Source organism: Actinoallomurus sp. NPDC050550 (assembly GCF_040655075.1).
Classification (GTDB): Bacteria; Actinomycetota; Actinomycetes; order Streptosporangiales; family Streptosporangiaceae; genus Actinoallomurus.
On sequence record NZ_JBFAJC010000051.1, the window covers coordinates 39,956 to 58,661 of the forward strand.

Below are 18,706 nucleotides of genomic sequence, written 5' to 3' on the forward strand. Positions count from 1 at the left end.
GCGTTACTTGCGTAGCTTCGCGGCCGCCGTGTGTGTCCTCGGCGCACGGCGCTCAGCGCATGTCATGTCCTATGTCAAGGAGTCGAGCCATCAAGGGAAGAACCATCGGCTGGGGCGCAGCCATCCTTGCGTCGGCAGGGATCCTTACCGCAGCGATCACCTCCACCAGCAGCACGGCCGTTAAGTCCGCCGGCTTCGGCGAGAACGCGAATCATTACTACATCGAGATCAGCGGCACCGGCGCGGGTGACCCGGCTGGATGCGACGGCAGGTACACCACCGGCTACCAAGGCAACTACACAGCCGCAAACGATCATCTCAATGGCGGCAAATGGGTTGCGGTCTGTTACCCGGCCACCATCGGCCCGTTCGTGGGTAACGGGTTCAGGCCGGATCCGGCCGCGCCGCACCTCGACGACAGTGTTGCGCAGGGCGTGACCAATACGGTCAAGGCGCTCGAGGAGAAGTACCACGAGGACCCGGGCGCACACTTCACGATCGTCGGATACTCACAAGGCGCCGAGGTCGGGGACATGGCGCTGCAGAGGGTCGCCAATGGCGACACGGCGGTCCCGAAGTCGCAGGTCGACGGCAAGCTCTACGCCGACCCGATGCAGCCTGGCACCGGGCTCTGGGCGAAGAACCCCAAGGGCTGGAACATTCCGCTCGTCGGGATCACCTCGCCAGGTCCCGGTCCGGAGAACTTCTCCGGCGTTCCCGTCGAACGCTTCTGCATCCACTCCGACGGCATCTGCGATGGGGCGTCGGTCTTCCCGCCGGAGGCGCAAACGGCCCCCGCCATCGTCGGCTATTTCCGGCAGCACGGTCGCTATCCGAATAATGGCGACATCATTCCCCAGACCATCGCCAACGACGTCAAAAACGGCATCACCTGGTACCCGGCCTCGTAATCGGCCGAACAGGTTCAGGGGCGGGCGTCGCCGAAGCCGGGCGCGCCCGCCCCCCATCCCTGCGCACACCTTCGTCGCCCGGCCGCGGCGAAGTGACGTTCAAGGCATCGGTCAACCAGGCGTACGCCCGCTCGTAGTCGCCCGTCGGGAAGCTCGTGGGGCCGCGATCGCTCGCGCATCGCGCGGCGGCCACGTAGAGCCGGAAGACGCCGGCCCGTGCGGCGGCGACCTCGGCCGGGTCCGCTGCCGCGAGCCGCCGTGCGTACACCGCGACCAGGTCGTGCAACCGGTACCGACCCGCGGTCGGCTGCCGCAGCAGGCCGACGTCGACCAGGCTTTCCATCGCCTGCTCGGCGTCCCGCGGTGACCAGCCGAGCATGGCGGCCGGCGTCAACCGGTCGAACTCCGCAGTCGGCGACAGCCCCAGCACACGGAACGCGCGCCGGACCACGGCCGGAAGCCGGTCGTAGGAAAGCCGGAAAGCCGCCTCGACACTGCGGTCCTCCGCGGTCAGCTCGCCGAGGCGATGTTCAGCGTCGGCCAGTCGGGACACCAGATACTCGAACGTCCACGTCGGCCGGTTCTGCAACCGCGCCGCTGCGATCCGAAGGGCCAGCGGGAGCCGGTCGCACAGGCGAGCCAGCTCGCGCACCGCCTGCGGCTCCTGGGCGCAACGCGTCCCGCCCACGACGCGGGTCAAAAGCACCTCCGCCTCATCGATTGCAAGCGGCCCCAGAGAGATCCGGCGGTCCGCGTCGACCCCGGCCAGTCGCCGACGGCTCGTCACGAGCACCCTGCTGCCCGCCCCGGAGGGCAGCAAGGGCCGAGCCTGCTCGGCGCCGGCCGCATCATCGAGCACCAGCAGCAGTCGCAACGAGGCGGTCATCGCCCGCCAGCACGCGGCGAGCTCGTCGAGGTCCTCCGCGTCGTCGTCGGCGCCGACCGCTCGCAGCAGCCGCCGCAGGGCACGCTGCGGCGCAAGGGGCTCCCTCCCCTCGCTGTGTCCGTGCAGATCGACGAACAGGCAGCCGTCCGGGAACGACTCCTGAAGCAGCCTCGCCGCGTGGACGACCAGTGCCGTCTTGCCGATTCCCGCCACCCCGTCCACCACGGCAACCGACACGACGTCCGCACGGGACGGCGCGGTGAGGCTCGTGATCTCCCGGCGACGCCCGACGAGATCTCCCACGTCTCCCGGCAGCTCGTTACGCGTGCGAGCGCTCGGTCTGACGCGCCCCGGTGTCGGTGCCTCGGTCGGCTCACGTGGCACGGCGTTTCCGACAAGGGAGGTGTCGTCACCGCGCAGCACCGCCTGGTGCACCCGACGCAGCTCCTCGCCTGGCTCCACCGCCAGATCCTCCACCAGCCGGTCACGCACTCCGGTGAACACGGAGAGCGCGTCGGCCTGCCGCCCGCTCCCGTACAAGGCGCGCATCAACAAGGCGGCCAGCGATTCGCTGTGGGGGTGCGTCGCCGTCAGGGCCGACAGCTCACCCACCGCGTCGGTGCAACGGCCCAACCGCAACTGGCATTCGAGCTTCTCCTGGACCAGTGCGATCCTGCGTTCGGCGAACCGCAGCCGCTCTCCCTCGGCGAACGGCCCGGGAATCCCGCTCAACGGCTCACCCTGGAACAGCTCCAGGGCTCTGGAGCAGGCGTCCACCGCGGCGCCGAAGTCACCTGAATTTCTCGCCGAGCCCGCCTCGTCGGCGATCTCCTCCAGCCGCAGGGCGTCCACCAAGACGTCTCCGCTGACGAAGCGATAGCCGCCGCGATCGCTGCTGATCACGGAGCTCGCGGCGCCCGTATCTGAGGCGCGCAGGCACTCGCGCAACCGGTGCACATAGACCGGTATGACCTTGCCGCCCGTGCCCGGTGGCGACGTACCCCACACCCCGTCGAGGAGCTCCTGCCGGCTGACTGTCACGTCCGGCCGCAGCAGCAAGGCGACGAGCAGGGCCTGCTGGCGAACGGGACCGAGGTCCAACCGCACACCACTGTGCCATGCCCGGATCGGGCCGAGCACCGCGAACCGTAGCTGTCGCGAAGACCCTGTCATGGTCTACCTCTGGCCGGCGGTGCCGACATCGTCGAGCCGGAGTCCCGGATCGACGGAATGCACCGCGAGCATCGACATCAGGAAGGAGTTCACCAAGAACCGGTGCAGGCGTGCGCGGTCCAGGTCCCGATGCTCGAGCCAGTGCAGCACGCTCGTCTCGAGGAAGGCCAGCTGCCCGTCGATCGCAATCTTCAACACCCGGGAGCGTCTGACGATCTGCGGATCTCCCGGGCTCATGCGCGCGATGTGCTCGACGAAGCGGGTGATCCTTTGTTCACGCCGGGTGTTCATCACTTCGGCGACACCGGGGATGCCGAGCTGTCCGCCGAAGATCGCGATATAGCCGGCCGCATGGCTCTCGGCGTAGCCGATGAGGCCGTCGATCGCGTGCTCGATCTGTTCGAGCGGTGGTAGGCCGGGGTCCGGCTCGGTCGCCGCGACGAGCTCGTCCGCTGCCGCCTGCAACACTGCGACGAGGAACTCCTCCTTGTCCTGGAAATAGTGGTACAGCAACCCCTTCGAAACCCCGGCCGCCCGCGCGACGGCGTTGATCGAGAAGACCGCCGGGCGGGCGCCGAGAAGCTCGATGCCGACGCGCAGAAGCTGCTCGCGCCGTTGATCCGTGTCGAGGCGAACCCTAACCACGGCGACAACTTAGCCAGTATTGACCGGGCGTTCAATAGAGTTGCGCTCTCTGTGCGCGACCCGGCGGCTACGGCGCGATGCCCCCGCCCGAGATGTTGTTCTGAGGCAGAACTATACTGTGATTGTTCTGAGGCAGAACTAGTTGAGGGTAGGGCCGGCGTGACCTTGTTGCGGGAAAGTCCACGTCCGAAGGCCGTCAGGGAGCATCGGTGGGCACCCTGGCTGGCGGTCTGCTCGGTATGCGTGGGCGCGTTCATGGGGCAGTTGGACGCGAGCATCGTCACGCTGGCGTACCCGGCCGTCCAACGAGAGTTCGGCGCTCCGCTGGCGTCGGTGCAGTGGGTGTCGCTGGGGTACCTGCTGGTGCTGGTCGGCCTGCTGGCGGCGGTGGGCCGGCTGGCCGACGCGGCCGGCCGCAAACTCGTCTACCTGCAGGGCTTCGTGGTGTTCACCGTCGCGTCGGCCGCGTGCGGGTTCGCGCCGTCCCTGGAATCGCTCGTGGTCTTCCGGCTGGTGCAGGCGGCGGGTGCCGCGATGTTGCAGGCGAACAGCGTCGCCCTGGTCAGTGCCAGCGTGCCGCGCGAGCGGTTGCGTCAGGGTTTGGGGCTGCAGGCCGCCGGTCAGGCGTTGGGCCTCGCGCTCGGGCCGACCGCCGGGGGGCTGCTCGTCGCCTCCGCGGGCTGGCGATGGGTGTTCTGGATCAACGTGCCCGTCGGGTGCGCGGCGATCGTGGCCGGTCACTATCTGCTGCCTCGCACGCGCGAGCGCAGCACCGTACGGCGTCTCGACTGGCCGGGGCTCCTGCTCATCGCGGCCGCCACGACCGCCCTGTTGGTGGCACTGTCGGGCGCTTCGGGGCTGGGCCTGCCCGGTTCCGCGATCCTCGGCCTGCTGGGCCTGTCCTGTGTCGCGTGGACCGGGTTGTGGATCCGGGAACGGCGTGCGCGCTTCCCGCTCATCGATCCGGCTCTGCTCCGCGCCCCGGGGGTGGCGACGGGGCTGTTCGGGGCGCTGTGCGGCTATCTGGTGCTGTTCGGGCCGCTGGCGCTGATGCCCCAGATACTGCCCGGCGGGGCGGCGCACGCCGGCCTGGTGCTGACCGCGTTGCCCGTCGGGTTCGCGATCGCGGCTCTGGGCACCGACCGAATCCTGCCGCGCCGATGGGGGAACCGGGCCCGCGGCGTCGGCGGTGCGGCGGTCGCCCTGGCGGCCCTGGCGCTGCTGGTTCCGGCTCCGACCGCGACCGGTCCGGTGATCGTGCTGCTCGGACTGCTGGGAATCGGCTTGGGAGTGTTCATCCCGGCGAACAACACCGTGATCTTGTCGGCCGTTCCGGCGCGGCTCTCCGGCACCGGCGGGGGAATGGTCAACATGACCCGGGGGATCGGCACCGCGTTGGGGATCGCGCTGGTCACGTTCGCGCTGCACGTGGCGGGAAAGGACGCCGGCGGCGCGCGTACGGCGGTCGTGATGATGGCGGTCGCGGGCCTGGCGGCCGTCGTGAGCGCCGCGTACGCCAGGACCGGTCGACCGGGCACAGTGCGAAAGGTCTATCAAACCGAGGGATCAAAGCGACAATGACGGTCATGAACGAGCGCGATCGATCTACCGTCCCTCCCGCAGAGGACATCCGGAGACCAGAACCTGCAGGGCCTGAGCTCGCCGACACGGTCGCTCGATTGCGACGTGCGATGCGCCGTGCCGCTCGCGCCGTTGATCCGGCCAATCCGCTGGCGGTGGCGCAGCTGGAGCTTCTGTCGGCGGTGGCGGATGAGCCGGGGATCCGCCCGGGCGAACTCGCGCGGCGGCTGCGATTGGCCCCGAACTCGGTGACCACCCTGGCCAACGGCCTGCATGCCAAGGGCCTCATCACCCGTTCGGCGGGCGGCCGCGATGGCCGTGCGGTCGCGCTGAAGCCGACGGACAAGGGGCTTGAGGCCGTCGAGGCGTGGAAGAGCACCAATACCTCGATCATCGAGGCGGCGCTGGCATCCCTGGACGAGAGCCACACTCGAGCCCTGTCCGGCGCCCTTCCGGCTCTGCGTGAGCTTACGCAGGCCGTCGACGCGATGGCGGACGCGTCATCGAGCGAATAAAGCGGGGTGGAACGCTGCTCGTGGATGTCGACGAAGTTCTGCCTCCGGATCTTTCATGTGTTCAGCCGTTGAGCAGCACGTTCGTGAGTGCCGCCGCACAGACACACACGATCGCCCCTGCGGTCAGCAGCGAACGCCCCCGGGAGCCGCGCGGTGATGGTCCGGGAGGCCGGCAGTGGCAGGCGACGCAGATCAGGGCGCTGACGGCCAATATCGGCAGCCCGATGACCGGATCGATCTTCGTGATCGCGCCGCCCAGCGACGCGACGGAAATGGCGGTACGGGTCCGAGCCAGTTGTGTTCGTTCCCTGGCCATGCCGGGGTCTCGGTCCGGCCCTTCGCGAGGGGTGTTCATCGGCCGCGGACCGCCGAGACCACAACGACGATCAACGAGGCGATCGCCGTCGTGGCGATGGCGGCCGCGAGGATCGTCGGTAGCCGTGATCGTGGCAACGGTCGCTGTTCATGGAGGACCTTGTGATTGCGTTTGAACTCGAGGTAGCTGACCGCGGCGACAACGGCACCCAGGACCATCAGCGGGACGCCGAGCAGATCGCGACTCCATGGAACGCCGGGGAAGGGCCGCAGGACTTGGATACTCGCCAGTCCGGCGGCCACGAGGGCGAGCGCGGTTCGGCTCCAGGCCAGGAAGGTCCGTTCGTTGGCGAACAGGAACCGTACGTCCGGCAGGAACCGTACGTCCGGCGCGGTCGCGTCGCCGGGATTTGCTCTCGGGAGTGGTCGTCCGAGAGCCCGCAGGTGAGGTGACGTGACCACGGCGGTCAAGGTGGCCAGCGTGAGGAGGGCGAAGGCGAGCCGGTCACCGGCCATCGGCAGGGGTGAATGAGGTCGCAGGAAGAGGGTGACCGTTGCCACGGCGAACGCGATGCCCAGCTCCCGAGCTGCGAGGGACGGGAGGCGGCCGGCCGACGGGTTCCGGTGGGCCTCGACCGGCGGGCTGCCATGAGGTGTGTGTGGATGAGGGGGCGCACCGAGATCCTGCTGCAGCGCCGGCAAGGAGAAGGTGATGATCCCTGTGTCGAGTCGTCCGACGAACAGCCCCAGGCACACGGTCGATACCCCGAACCACTCGGCGTGGTGGAGGTCGCGGATGAACCGGGGGCGGGGTCTTTCCACACGCAGAACATCCAGGGCCGGCATCTTGGTGCGTCCTTCCGATCGGCTGTCGCGGTGACCTGGTGGAACGCGAAGCGACATCGCGGATAGTTCTGTCAAAGAATCATTTACGCAGAATAATCAGATATTGACGCACGGTTACATCGTCGGCATGGTTCGCGGGATATGAACCGTCGGAAAGCTCTTTGTATCCCCGACGCTGGATTGACGTGCCGACGCCCGAACCGGACCAGGACGTGAGAAGGGGCCCGCTGCCGCGATGACGCTCGTTCATGGATCAGCGGCGGCGAAGCGGACCACCTGGACCGGGCAGGGGCAGCGGCGTTCCAGCTCCATCGCCGTGCAGTGATGTAACCGTGCCGCCCATCGGGAACGGATCCGTGCCCCCACGTAGACCGTGCACGCCGAATGGGAGCGCGCCTGCTCGCGCAGCGCCCCGGCGAGCCAGCGCAGCCAGTCCGGAATCGGTGCCGTCCACCCCGACCAGCACCGTCCCGCCGGCGATCACTTCTCACCCCGGGCGTCGTGGCAGAGCCGGCCGGGCCGCGTCCATCGCACACCGCCGTCTCCCGGAAAACGCGACGCTGTCATTGGGTACGGGCTTCGGCTGCGGCAAGAAGGGCTCGCGCATGGGAGATCGCGGCGGCCGGATCGGAGTGGATCAGCTCGCCCGACGGCGGCCGCGCACCCGTCGCGTTGATGATCAGCTCGTGATGACCGGGTCGCACTCCGGCGAGCAGCACGGTGACGCCGCGGGCACGCAGATACGTGATCACTTCCGCGAGGACGCGGGCCGCGGTCAGGTCGAGAGCCGAAACGCTGGACATGTTCAGGATGACCACACGCGGCCCGGCGATCTGGGTGAGGCTGGTGAGCAGGCGATGAGTGGCCGCGAAGAACCAGGGCCCATCGAGTTGGTACACGCTGATCTCACTTTTCACCGTGCTGCCCTGCGCATCGTCCGAACGCGGGTCATCGCCCCTGCCGGCGTCTGCTTCGACGGGTATCGCCTCAATGTGGCAGCTGCGAGCAAGGGTGGCGATGGCCACCAGGGTCGCGATCACCACTCCGGCGGCGACGGCGGCGATGAGGTTGACGGCGACGGTCACGGTGAAGGTGAACGCCACGATCAGGCTGTCGATACGGCTCGTCCGCAAGATCGACGCCAGTGAGCCGACCTTGATCATCCGGACGGCCGCGCCGAACATCAGCCCGGCCAGCGCCGCGCGTGGGATGTCGGCGACCAGCCCGCCGGCGGCAAAGGCGATCACCGCGAGCACGACGGCATGGGTGAACGATGCCAGCCGGGACGTCGCCCCGCACCGTACATTCACCGCGGTCCGCGCCAGCGTGGCCGTGGCGGGGACTCCGCCGATGAGCGGCACGGCCAGATTGGACAGACCCTGACCGAACAACTCCCGGTCCGGGTCGCTGCGCTCGCCACCGCCCATCGCATCCACCACCGCCGCCGACAACAGGCCTTCCAGCGCGGCCAGCACCGCGATGGCCAGTGCCGACGGCAGCAACGCCGCGACGACGTCGAAACGGATGAAGGTCAGGGATGGCGCGGGCAGGCCGGCGGGCACCGCGCCGACACGGTCAAGGCCGAGTGGGAGCACGTCGGCGATGACCGTCGCCATCACGATGGCCACCAGCGGGAAGGGAACCTTGGGCAGCCATCGGTTACCGGTCATCACGACCACCGCCACGGCCGCCGCCATCAGCAGCGGGGCCGGCCGCACGCCCCGGACGTAGGCCAGGATCGCCCGTACCGCCTCGCGCCACACCTTGTCGTGATGGCCCGAGGCGAGCCCGAGCGCGGCCGGCACCTGCTGCAGCGCGATCATCGCTGCGACACCGATGGCGAATCCCTCGACGACCGCGGTCGGCACACAGCGTGCGTAACGGCCCAGCCGTGCCAATGCGGCGCCGATCAGGATGACGCCGGCCATCAGCCCGGCCAGGAGGACGCCGTCCGGGCCGAAACGGTGCAGGATGGGCAGGAGCACGACGGTCATCGCGCCTGTGGGTCCTGACACCTGCAGTGCCCCGCCACCGAAGATCGCCGCCAGAGCGCCGGCCACCACGGCGGTGGCCAGCCCGGCGCGTGCTCCCAGGCCTGAGCTGGCGCCGTACGCCAGTGCCAGCGGAAGCGCTACCACCGCGACTGAGAGCCCGGCCAGTATGTCCCGCCGTGGATGTCGCCGCATCGCCGACCAGTCCGCCCGCCCCGGCAGCAACTCGACCAGCCGGCGCAGATGCCTTTTGCGGCGTTGTCCAACGGAAGGGGCGGTGTTCGACCGGCCAGAATGGAACGCTCCGAACGACGATCCGGATGGCGTGCTGTCCGGCATCTGCGCTTCCTCCCGTAGTACGGAAAGACCACGAGGCGGCCTGGATCTGTCACCGAGTCGCCGGCATGACCAGCCTCGACTACTGAAAGTAATCAGGCGTGTCGATTTCGGGGACCCGTGCAGGAGTGGACTACCGTCCGAGACATCGGGCTGCGACCTTCAGGCCACATGAGCACCGCAGACATCATGGATCTCGATCACTGCACCTGATCGCGGCCGGTCCGGTCGGGAGACGCACCCCCGAGTCCTCAGCCACTGCGCGGCCGTTCGTCAGGGTTGATGACGCGGCCGATGGGCGGAACGCTACGCCGCCGGTGGCAGCAAGGCGTGGGCGGCCTGCGTGGCCAGCCACTCCGTCGCGTCCGGCCAGGTCCAGCCCATGCCGCGGACGGTCCTCCAGGCGTCGAATCCGAAGTAGAACCAGAGCGTCTGTTCGATCTGTGTCCTGGTGAGCTCGGGACGCACGCCACCCGTCTCGATCAGCCGTTCGGCGATGATGCCGAAACGCTCCTGGACGAACCGGGTGGCGAGGTCGGCGGCGGCCGCGATGTCCGGATCGGCGTTCCGGTTGTCGAGCAGGATCGTGAGGGTCTTCTGCTGCCTGCGCTGCACCGTCCCGGTGCCCTCCGCGGTGACCCGGAGGATCTCTCGCGGATCGTCGAGCGTGGCGATCCGCTGCAGACTGTCGGAGCCGACCGCGTCGGCGGCGCTGTCCTCGGTCATCGCCAGGATCAGCGCGGACTTGCCGCCCACGCTCGTGTAGACGGTGTTCACGGCGACGCCGGCCGCGGCCGCGACCTCGGCCACGCTGGTGCGCGTGTACCCCTGCCTGGCGAACAGCTCCCGGGCCGCCTTGATGATCACCCGGCGGGTGTCCGCCGCATGCCGGCTCCGGATCTCGGACGTGTAGTTGCGAGGCGGCATGACGTGATACTAACGGAGGAACATTCGTTGTAATGGTATTACTATGAATGTGAACGGCATCATGGAGAAAGCGTCCGCGCAGGTCATCGTCGTCGGCGCCGGGCCGGTCGGGCTCTGGCTCGCCGCCGAGCTCGCGCTGGCGGGCGTGTCCACACTGGTCCTCGAGCGCGAGGAGCAGCGCAGCCCGCACTCGAAGGCGCTCGGACTGCATCCCCGTACGATCGAAATGCTGGCGATGCGGGGCCTCGCGAAGCAGTTCGTCGCCGAGGGTGCTCCCGTGCCCAGCTGGCATTTCGGCATGCTCGAGAGCCGGCTCGACTTCACCGGGCTCGACACCCCGTACCCCTTCATGCTCGCGTATCCGCAGGTACGCACCGAAGAGCTGCTGGAACGCCGCGCGAGGGACCTCGGCGTCCCCATCGTGCGCGGGCATTCCGTCACAGGCCTGACGCAGGACGATTCGTCGGTCACGGTCGAGGTGACCGGCGCGGATGGCACCTCGACCCTCAGCGCTCGGTTCGTGGTCGGCTGCGACGGTGCCGGCAGCACGGTCCGCAAGGCCGCCGGCATCGACTTCCCCGGTACGGACATCACGGCGTACGGCTTCATCGGCGAGGTCGTCCTGGACGATCCTCCCGGCACCGTGATCAGCATGCACAACGCGGCAGGCGCGGTGATCGCTCTGCCGATCGGTGGGGGACGGTACCGGGTCACCGGCTTCGACCCGGAGAACCAGAACGCCGGTGACGAGCTCACCCTGGAGGCGCTGCGGGCCATCACGAGCCGGGTGACCGGCACCGACTACGGCATGCGCGATCCGAGCTGGCTCACCCGGTTCGGCAACGCCACGCGCCACGCGGCGACCTACCGCAAGAACCGCGTGCTGCTCGCCGGAGACGCCGCGCACATGCACTGGCCGGCTGGCGGCGTCGGACTCAACGTCGGCGTGCAGGACGCGATGAACCTCGGCTGGAAGCTGGCCGCCGAGGTGCAGGGCCGCGCGACGGCGGGCCTGCTCGACAGCTACCACGACGAACGCCACCCGGTGGGCGAGGCGCTGGCCGAGCACACGCTGGCCCAGGGCGCGCTGATCACCGCGATCACACCGGACGGGCAGGCGCTGCGCTCCCTGCTGCGCAACCTCATCGCGTCCCACCCGGGCCTTGAGCGCACTCTCGCCGAGAAACTGGCCGCGCTCGACATCACCTACCCGCCCTCCGGCCCGGCGGCGCACCCACTGGTCGGTACGAGAGCGCCCGCGGCCGAGCCGGATTCGATCATCTTCAGCGCCCTGCACGACGGCCGGCCCGTACTCCTGGACCTGTCCGGCGGCGACCGATTGGGCAGGGCGGCCGAGGCCGCGTCGGCCATGGGCATCGAGACGCATGCCGGCCCGCTCGCCGAAACCGGCGGTCCGGACTGGTCCGGCGTCGGCGCGGCGATCATCCGGCCGGACGGATACGTGTGGCGGGCCGTAGACGCTGCCTCACCGAGTCTGGAGTCGGCGGTGATCCACAGCCTCGACAGCCTGGAGGCGACCTCTTTCTAAGGCGAGGGTCGGCCTGCCGGTATCGGGGCGGGAGCCGGTGGCCGGAGCGCCTGCAGGAGCAACCCGTTGTGCACCAGCCAGGTCGCCGTCCGCAGGTCCGGTGTCATGTAGCGGTCGTCGCCGAGCGGCCTGATGTAGTGCCTGATCGCATCCTGCAGGCGCCGGGTCCCGGCGCCGAGCGGCAGGCCCGACATCTGCCCGGCTATCAGGTCGACGCCCTGTGCCGACATCAGCAACTGCACCGCGAGTACGGTCTCCAGCCGGTCGAGGTTGCCCTGCAGGTTGCGCACCGACGCCATCGCCATGGTGTTGTGGTCCTCCTGCCCGAACTTCGCCGGGCGGGACAGCACACCGGCGGGCGCGGCGCGTACCTGCATCTCGGGGACCAGCGCGGTGGCCACGGTCTGTACCTGGATCATTCCGGAGTTCAGTCCCGGGGTACCGCCGGCGAGGTTGGCCGGCAGGCCGTAGCTCCACGTCGGCGACAGCAGCCGGGCGGACAGCTCCTGAGACAGGACGCCCAGATCGGTGATCTCGGCGTTCAGGGAGTCGGCCGTGTGCCCCAGGAGCGAGCCGTCCCAGTTGCCGCCCATGACGAACTCGTACTCGCGCTGGTCTTTCTGCGGGAAGACCAGCGGGTTGGACGTCGCGGAGTTGGCCTCGTTCCGCAGGACCGTACGCGCGTCGCCGAGGCCGTGGCGGAGCACGGCCATGATGTGCGGGGCCGCACGCACCGACACCGCGTCCTGGATCCGCGGGTGGTAGTGGACCGGGTCGAGCCGCCGGCGCCCCTCCTCCGTCATCCATCCGGAGCCGCCGACCAGCGCGCGGAGCCGGGCCGCGACGGCGCTCTGCTCGGGGAAGTGACGCTCGTTGTGGGTACGGGCGTCCAGCGAGCTCTCTTCGGCCCGGGTCGCCTCCATGAACAGCGCGAGCGCCCCCTCGGCCTGGTCGGCGAGCGCGGTGGCCCGGTGCACGGCGTCGAGCAGCGATGCCGCGACGACGGTGCTGCCGCTGACGATCGGGAGCGCCTCACCCGCCTCCAGCACGAAGTCCCGGGGCAGCCCGGCCTTGGGCAACATCTCGGACGCGGGGCCCTCCTGGCCTCGATACCGCACCGGTGCGTCCTCGCCGATCGCCGCGAGCCCGGCGGCGGCCTGCGGCTGCAGGTCCCCGATGCCCAGCGAGCCGATCTGCGGCATCCGTGGCGTGACCCCGGCGTTGACCAGCGAGAGCAACCGCTCCGGCACCTCCGGGCGGACCCCGAAGGCGCCCCTGGCCATCTGGTTCGCCTTCAGCACCAGGGCCAGCCTGACCACGTCGTCCGGGAACGCGGGACCGACTCCCGCAGCGTTGGACCGCAGGATGGACCGCTGGAACTGCCGCTGCTGATCCAGCGTCAGCGGCTTGTCCTTCAGCGGTCCCAGCGCCTGGTTCCAGCCGTACACCCGCTGCCCGGAGGCGATTCTCGCCAGCGCTCCCTGCCGGGTCTGGACCATGTGGGCGCGCGTGGCGGGTGCCAGCCGCACCGACACCGCGTCGCCGTCCAGGATGGCGAACGCCTGCTCGACCGACAGCGACGCGCCATCGAGGACGAGGGTCCGGGCCGGGGACGCCGGGCCACCGGTCAGAACGCCGGACGGATGGACGGCGAGCGCCCTGGCGGGCATGGTCAAGCCGGCGAGGCAGACGGCCCCCACGGCGATCCGCACCGTACCAGTGATCAACTCATCCCCCGAGATCTCCGGTATCCGGTCCGAGACCGGCTCAGAGCCGTGTTTAGCCCTCGCGGAGGCCGGACGGGAAAGCGGCTCAGCGGTTGTTGCCCGAGCCTTGACCGGTGGACGAGCTGTTCGGGCGGGACGAGGAATGCGATGGTCACAGGTTCTGTACGGCGGTCCACGTCTTATCGAGAACGTCGTACATCACGAGAACGACGTTGAGCGCCCAGAACGTGGTCGTCACCCACAGGTCGCGTTGCCGGGCCATGGCGTCCTCCCCCGAACTGGGCCCTCTCAACACGTACGGCCACCCCGTGCCGTACGCTCATTTTATATCTATTACTTGCTCAAGTCTGCAACTATCAGAGGCTTCGGAGGGTTCGGTCGTGTGCTCGTGACCTACCCTCCCGTTCGGCCGCAATCGCTTGAGGGATTTGCCCACATCTGATATTTGTACAATCTTGCAACTATCGAAGTGGTCGACTCGGCCGTCACTGTTGCTGAGCGCGTCGATGCGATGTTGCGGCCCGCGGGCGGGATCATCCGATCCGGGCCGAGAAGGCCTTGACCCTCGGGTCGGCGAGCGGACGATCGGGAGACTGCATGGCATTGCGTCAGGCTGAACGGCCCGTGGTGTCGGGGCGCGGACCGGTTCCGGTCGCCGGATTGTGGCGGGCACTGGGCCTCACGATGGCCTCGGTGTTCGTATGGGGCGTGGCGCACGTGGCGGCGGGGCGTCGCCTGGCCGGTACGGCCCTCATGGGACTCTACGGCGCGTTGGTGTCCGCCGCCGTGATGGCCGTGCTGCTGTTCCAGGAGAAGCTGAAGCAGATCGCCGTCCAGCACACCTGGCTCGGCGTCATCACGATCGGGATCCTCGCGCTCGCCCTGACCTGGGCGCTGATCATCATCCGCTCTTACCAGGTGGTGCGGCCGGTCGGCCTGCCGCCCGCGATGCGCGTCGTGGCCGGCTCCCTGGTCGTGGCGATGACGCTGGTGGTCTGCACGCCGCTGGTGTACGCGGCGAACACCACGTACGTGCTCGGTAACACGCTGTCCACCATCTTCCCCGGGGAAGATCATTCCGGCCAGCCGGTGAACGCCGCGAACCCGTGGAAGAACCTGCCCCGCCTGAACGTCCTGCTGCTCGGCGGTGACGGCGGGCAGGACCGTACCGGCATCCGCACCGACAGCATGACCGTCGCCAGCATCGACACCAAGACCGGCGACACCGTACTGTTCGGCCTGCCCCGGAGCCTGCAGAAGTTCTCGATGCCGCCCCGGCTGCAATCCCGGTGGCCGAACGGTTACACCGGAGATCCCGGCGATCAGGGCCTGCTGAACGAGCTGTACATCATGGGGGAGCGGCACCCCGAACTCGAGCCGGGCTACAACAAGGGCCAGCGCGGCCCGCACCTGCTCGAAGACGTGATCGGGTATCTGCTCGGCCTGAAGATCAACTACTACGTCCTGGTCAACCTGGGGGGCTTCAAGGACATCGTGAACGCCATGGGCGGCGTACGGGTGCACATCGAGAAACGGCTCCCGATCGGCGGTGAACCCGAACGAGGCATCCCACCGTCCGGCTACCTCGAACCCGGCTGGCACAAGCTCGATGGCGAAGACGCCCTGTGGTACGGCCGCAGCCGGCACGCCGATGACGACTTCCATCGCATGGACCGGCAGAAGTGCCTGTTGAAGGACATTGCCGACCAGGCCGACCCGCAGACGGTCGTCACGCATTTCGAGAAGCTGGCCAAGGCGGCGCAGAACACCATCTTCACCAACATCCCCTCGGCGCTGTTGCCGGCTCTGGTGAAGTTGTCCAGCACGGTCAAACACGGTGCCGACCTCCAGAACCTGACTTTCAACCCGTACAAGCTGGCCGGGTTCCACGTGTACCAACCCGATGTCGCCCTCATGCGCAGGGTGGCCGCCAACGCCATCGACGGCAGCGCGAACCCGCAGCCGTCGAGCACGTCCCCCTCCGCGGCGAAGAAGAAGCACACGGCGCGCAGGACGGTTGCCGCCACCCCGACACCCACGAGCGCCGGCGGGAGCGCCGTCTCACTGAAGAACGTCTGCGGCTGAAGCCGAGTCCATGAGCGTACGACTCGGGACCGGCGCTGCGGGAAGTGTCCGATGCGGCGGTGTCGTTTGCACATCGGTGGTCTCCTCAGGGAGGCTGGACAGTGGCTGAACAGACCTGGAGGTTGTCGTGACGGATACCGTTGCCGGCGAGCCGGAGTATCTGTCGCCCGAGTTCCTTCAGGACATGGCGGGCACCTTCGGGCTGCTGGCTTCGACGATGCGGTTGCACATCATGTGGGTGCTGGCCCACGGAGACTGCGATGTCGGGACGATCGCCGCACATGTCGGCGGGAGCGTCCCGACGGTCAGTCACCACCTGGCCAAGCTCAAGCTCGCTGGGCTGGTGCGGTCGCGCCGGGAAGGCCGCCGCCAGATCTATCTGGTCGACGATCCGCACATCGTGACCGTCGTGCAGCAGATGGTCGACCGCATGCGAGACCGGTCCACCGGCTTGGGACGCCGCCGTGGCGTGGGCGCCTGATCCCCTTCCCGCCCTCTCTCCACCGCGGCCTGATGCGGCCGACAGGCCGCGACTCCCCGACGTACGCGGCCGGCTCGCCGAGTACGCCTCGATGCCGATTCATCAGGTGCTTCGGCGGCTGGACAGCGGACCGCGGGGCCTGGAGGAGGACAAGGCTCAGGAGCTGCTGGCACGGCACGGCGACAATGTCATCACCGGTTCGGTCGCGCCGCATCGGGGCGCCAGGCTCTGGCACGCGCTGACCAACCCGTTCGTCGGGATCCTGCTGGTCCTCGGCGGCGTGTCCGCGGCACTCGGGGCCTTCGGCGCGGCCGCCGTGATCGGCGCGATGGTGGTCATCAGCTGCTGGCTGCAGGTCCGCCAGGAGCAGCGCTTCGACCGCGTCGCCGCGACCTTGCGGGCGATGGTGGTCAGCACGGCCACCGTGGTACGCCGTGCGAGCGCCGACGCGTCGTCGGCCGCCCGAGAGGTGCCGATCGACCAACTCGTTCCCGGCGACGTCGTGAACCTGGGTCCCGGTGACATGGTCCCCGCTGACGTACGGCTGTTGCGATCGGCGGGCCTGGCCGTGGACCAGGCCGTGCTGACCGGAGAAGCGCTTCCGGTCGCCAAGCACGCCACTCCGGACGAGGCGGTCCCCGACATCGCGGTCGTCCGGTCGGCCGGCGATCTGGGAACCATCGACTGCCCATGGCTGTGTCTCATGGGCAGTACGGTGACCACCGGGACCGGAACCGCCGTGGTCGTCGCCACCGGTGCCGCGACGTACTTCGGGGCGATGCACGCCCATCTGGCGCCACGACGTGCCGAGACCGCCTTCGACAGAGGAGTCCGGGGCGTATCGCGGGCGCTCATCGGCCTGATGCTCGTCTGTGCCCCGCTGGTCTTCATCGTCAACGCCTCGGTGCACGGCATCAGGTTCGCCGCGCTGTGGTTCGCCATCTCCGTCGCGGTCGGCCTCACCCCGGAGATGCTTCCGGTCATGGTCAGCACGGCGCTGGCCCGAGGAGCGAGAGCCGGCGCCCGGCACAACGTGATCATCAAGCGGCTGCCGGCCATCCACAACCTCGGCGCGATCGATGTGCTGTGCACGGACAAGACCGGAACGCTCACCCAGGACCAGGTGAGCGTCGACTGCCACATCGACACTGACGGACGCCCTGATCCGGAGGTGCTTCGCTGGGCGGCGCTGAACAGTTCGATGGCGGCGCACGGGGACGCGGTTTTGTTCAACGAGCTCGATGAGGCGTTGCTGACCTACGCCGAGCAGGCGAGCATTCCAGTCGATGACGTCACCGCCGTGGACGTCATCCCCTTCGACTCCACCCGGCGGCGCGGCAGCGTGATCATCCGAGCCGGCGGCCGCCCGGGCACCGACATCCTGATCACCAAGGGTGCCGTGGAGCAGGTCCTCGACCGCTGTACCCGGCTGCGCCGCGACGACGGCGACGTCCCGCTCACGACGGCGGACCGGCAGCGGCTGAGTGAGGTCGGCGACCGGCACGCCGCCGACGGGGTCCGGCTGCTGGCGGTCGCCATCGCCGACAGGCCGGCGCGCCTCCGCCCCTACCGCCCAGAAGACGAACAGGGACTCACGCTGGTCGGGTTCGTAGGCTTCCGCGACCGTCCCCGGGAGTCCGCGGCCGCTGCGGTGACGTCCCTCGCCGCGCGCGGTGTCACCGTGAAGGTCCTCACCGGGGACCACCCGCTGGTCGCCGAGCGGATCTGCCGCGACGCCGGTATGGACCCCGGGCGGATCGTGCTCGGCGACGACATCGACGCGCTCGGCGATGCCGCACTCGGGGACCTGGCCGACCGGACCACCGTGTTCGCGCGCATCGATCCCGAGCAGAAGGCCCGGATCGTCCGCGCGCTGCGAGCGGCCGGCCGAACGGTCGGATTCCTCGGCGACGGTGTCAACGACTCACCGGCCCTGCGGGACGCCGACGTCGGGATCACCGTCGACGGCGCCGTCGCCATCGCACGCGAGTCCAGCGACGTCGTACTGCTGCGCGGCGACCTCCTGTCGGTGGCCGAGGCGATCACCGAGGGCCGGCGGACCTTCGCGAACATCAAGAAGTACCTCGAGATCACCATCTCCTCGAACTTCGGGAACGTGCTGTCGATGCTGGCGGCCAGCGTTCTGCTGCCGTTCCTGCCCATGCTGCCGTTGCAGATCCTCGTCCAGAATCTGTGCTTCGACCTGTGCCTGCTGCCGCTCGCCTTCGACCACGTCGACGAGCGCGAACTCCGCCGGCCCCGTACCTTCGACTCTGCCCGCCTGACCCGATTCGTGCTGTGGCTCGGGCCGGTCAACACCCTGGCCGACCTGGTCGCGTTCGGGATCTTGCTGCATATCACCGGTGACCACCCCGCGCCGGCCGCACAGGCGTTGTTCCACACCGGCTGGTTCGTCGAGAACCTGCTCACCCAGGCGGCCGCGGTCCACCTTCTGCGCAGCCGCCGGCTGCCCTCACTGCGCGACCACGCCGCGCTCCCCGTGCTGCTCGGCACCGCCGCGATCGCGGCCATCGCCATGGCTCTGCCGTGGTCCCCCCTGGCCGGCGCGGTGGGAATGACCGTTCTGCCCACGGCCTGCCTGCTGTCATTGATCCTCGTGCTCATCCTCTACTGCGTTCTCATCGGCGCGGCCAAGACCCTGTGGCACAGAGTCGACGGTCGTTAGCAGCGAGCACGAAGTGACGAATGGTTGGTGCGTGCACGTTGGTGGCGCCGTT

Annotated in this window: 14 protein-coding genes; 7 read left to right on the top strand and 7 right to left on the bottom strand. The window is 69.0% G+C overall.

Going from position 1 to position 18,706, the window contains the following annotated elements; translation table 11 throughout:
* The first annotated feature begins 71 nt into the window (after window positions 1-71).
* Window positions 72-911: a PE-PPE domain-containing protein gene (locus tag AB0I04_RS43220; protein ID WP_360898480.1), complete on the top strand. Its 840-nt coding sequence runs from the start codon at window positions 72-74 to the stop codon at window positions 909-911.
* Here the strand turns inward: AB0I04_RS43220 and AB0I04_RS43225 are convergent.
* Window positions 889-2,970, bottom strand: a complete 2,082-nt coding sequence (locus tag AB0I04_RS43225; RefSeq protein ID WP_360898482.1) for an AfsR/SARP family transcriptional regulator — start codon at window positions 2,968-2,970, stop codon at window positions 889-891. The genes AB0I04_RS43220 and AB0I04_RS43225 overlap by 23 nt on opposite strands.
* Before the next feature lie 3 nt (window positions 2,971-2,973).
* Window positions 2,974-3,615 carry a TetR/AcrR family transcriptional regulator gene (locus AB0I04_RS43230; protein WP_360898484.1) on the bottom strand — a complete coding sequence of 214 codons (642 nt, stop codon included), beginning with the start codon at window positions 3,613-3,615 and terminating at the stop codon, window positions 2,974-2,976.
* Window positions 3,616-3,858: 243 nt separating this feature from the next.
* Between AB0I04_RS43230 and AB0I04_RS43235 the strand changes: the two genes are divergently transcribed.
* Both AB0I04_RS43235 and AB0I04_RS43240 read left to right on the top strand, forming a co-directional pair.
* Window positions 3,859-5,196 carry an MFS transporter gene (locus tag AB0I04_RS43235; RefSeq protein WP_360898486.1) on the top strand — a complete coding sequence of 446 codons (1,338 nt, stop codon included), beginning with the start codon at window positions 3,859-3,861 and terminating at the stop codon, window positions 5,194-5,196.
* Between the two features lie 5 nt (window positions 5,197-5,201).
* Entirely contained in the window at window positions 5,202-5,711 is a 510-nt protein-coding gene (locus AB0I04_RS43240) for a MarR family transcriptional regulator (RefSeq protein ID WP_360898488.1), read from the top strand.
* 61 nt (window positions 5,712-5,772) lie between these two features.
* Here the strand turns inward: AB0I04_RS43240 and AB0I04_RS43245 are convergent, their stop codons facing one another.
* The 4 genes from AB0I04_RS43245 to AB0I04_RS43260 form a co-directional block, all read right to left on the bottom strand.
* Window positions 5,773-6,027 carry a hypothetical protein gene (locus AB0I04_RS43245; RefSeq protein ID WP_360898490.1) on the bottom strand — a complete coding sequence of 85 codons (255 nt, stop codon included), beginning with the start codon at window positions 6,025-6,027 and terminating at the stop codon, window positions 5,773-5,775.
* 35 nt (window positions 6,028-6,062) lie between these two features.
* The gene (locus AB0I04_RS43250; RefSeq protein WP_360898492.1) at window positions 6,063-6,848 is read right to left on the bottom strand and encodes a DUF202 domain-containing protein; all 786 of its coding nucleotides are present in this window, start codon (window positions 6,846-6,848) and stop codon (window positions 6,063-6,065) included.
* 587 nt (window positions 6,849-7,435) lie between these two features.
* Entirely contained in the window at window positions 7,436-9,202 is a 1,767-nt protein-coding gene (locus AB0I04_RS43255; protein ID WP_360898494.1) for a SulP family inorganic anion transporter, read from the bottom strand.
* A 303-nt stretch (window positions 9,203-9,505) separates the two neighbouring features.
* A complete protein-coding gene (locus tag AB0I04_RS43260; RefSeq protein ID WP_360898496.1) occupies window positions 9,506-10,126 on the bottom strand; it encodes a TetR/AcrR family transcriptional regulator in 621 nt (206 codons plus the stop codon).
* Window positions 10,127-10,187: 61 nt separating this feature from the next.
* Between AB0I04_RS43260 and AB0I04_RS43265 the strand changes: the two genes are divergently transcribed.
* Window positions 10,188-11,675, top strand: coding sequence for an FAD-dependent monooxygenase (locus tag AB0I04_RS43265; protein WP_360898498.1), 1,488 nt, complete (start codon window positions 10,188-10,190; stop codon window positions 11,673-11,675).
* On the opposite strand, the gene AB0I04_RS43270 is transcribed toward AB0I04_RS43265, so the two are convergent.
* On the bottom strand, window positions 11,672-13,387 hold the full coding sequence (locus AB0I04_RS43270) for an aromatic amino acid ammonia-lyase (RefSeq protein ID WP_360898500.1): 1,716 nt from the start codon (window positions 13,385-13,387) through the stop codon (window positions 11,672-11,674). The two genes, AB0I04_RS43265 and AB0I04_RS43270, sit on opposite strands and share 4 nt — an antisense overlap.
* Window positions 13,388-13,999: 612 nt before the next feature.
* Here AB0I04_RS43270 and AB0I04_RS43275 point away from each other — a divergent pair.
* From AB0I04_RS43275 to mgtA, 3 genes are all read left to right on the top strand, one after another.
* A complete protein-coding gene (locus AB0I04_RS43275; protein WP_360898502.1) occupies window positions 14,000-15,487 on the top strand; it encodes an LCP family protein in 1,488 nt (495 codons plus the stop codon).
* A gap of 127 nt (window positions 15,488-15,614) precedes the next feature.
* Window positions 15,615-15,968 carry a metalloregulator ArsR/SmtB family transcription factor gene (locus AB0I04_RS43280; protein WP_360898504.1) on the top strand — a complete coding sequence of 118 codons (354 nt, stop codon included), beginning with the start codon at window positions 15,615-15,617 and terminating at the stop codon, window positions 15,966-15,968.
* Window positions 15,952-18,654: a magnesium-translocating P-type ATPase gene (mgtA, locus tag AB0I04_RS43285; RefSeq protein ID WP_360898506.1), complete on the top strand. Its 2,703-nt coding sequence runs from the start codon at window positions 15,952-15,954 to the stop codon at window positions 18,652-18,654. Before AB0I04_RS43280 ends, mgtA begins: the two co-directional genes overlap by 17 nt.
* Window positions 18,655-18,706 lie beyond the last annotated feature (52 nt).

What these genes read in the sequence shown, in the direction of transcription:
- AB0I04_RS43220 (WP_360898480.1), top strand. Translation starts at nt 72, where the DNA reads ATGTCAAGGAGTCGAGCCATCAAGGGAAGAACCATCGGCTGGGGCGCA.
- AB0I04_RS43225 (WP_360898482.1), bottom strand. Translation starts at nt 2,970, where the DNA reads ATGACAGGGTCTTCGCGACAGCTACGGTTCGCGGTGCTCGGCCCGATC.
- AB0I04_RS43240 (WP_360898488.1), top strand. Translation starts at nt 5,202, where the DNA reads ATGAACGAGCGCGATCGATCTACCGTCCCTCCCGCAGAGGACATCCGG.
- AB0I04_RS43245 (WP_360898490.1), bottom strand. Translation starts at nt 6,027, where the DNA reads ATGGCCAGGGAACGAACACAACTGGCTCGGACCCGTACCGCCATTTCC.
- AB0I04_RS43255 (WP_360898494.1), bottom strand. Translation starts at nt 9,202, where the DNA reads ATGCCGGACAGCACGCCATCCGGATCGTCGTTCGGAGCGTTCCATTCT.
- AB0I04_RS43260 (WP_360898496.1), bottom strand. Translation starts at nt 10,126, where the DNA reads ATGCCGCCTCGCAACTACACGTCCGAGATCCGGAGCCGGCATGCGGCG.
- AB0I04_RS43265 (WP_360898498.1), top strand. Translation starts at nt 10,188, where the DNA reads ATGGAGAAAGCGTCCGCGCAGGTCATCGTCGTCGGCGCCGGGCCGGTC.
- AB0I04_RS43275 (WP_360898502.1), top strand. Translation starts at nt 14,000, where the DNA reads ATGGCATTGCGTCAGGCTGAACGGCCCGTGGTGTCGGGGCGCGGACCG.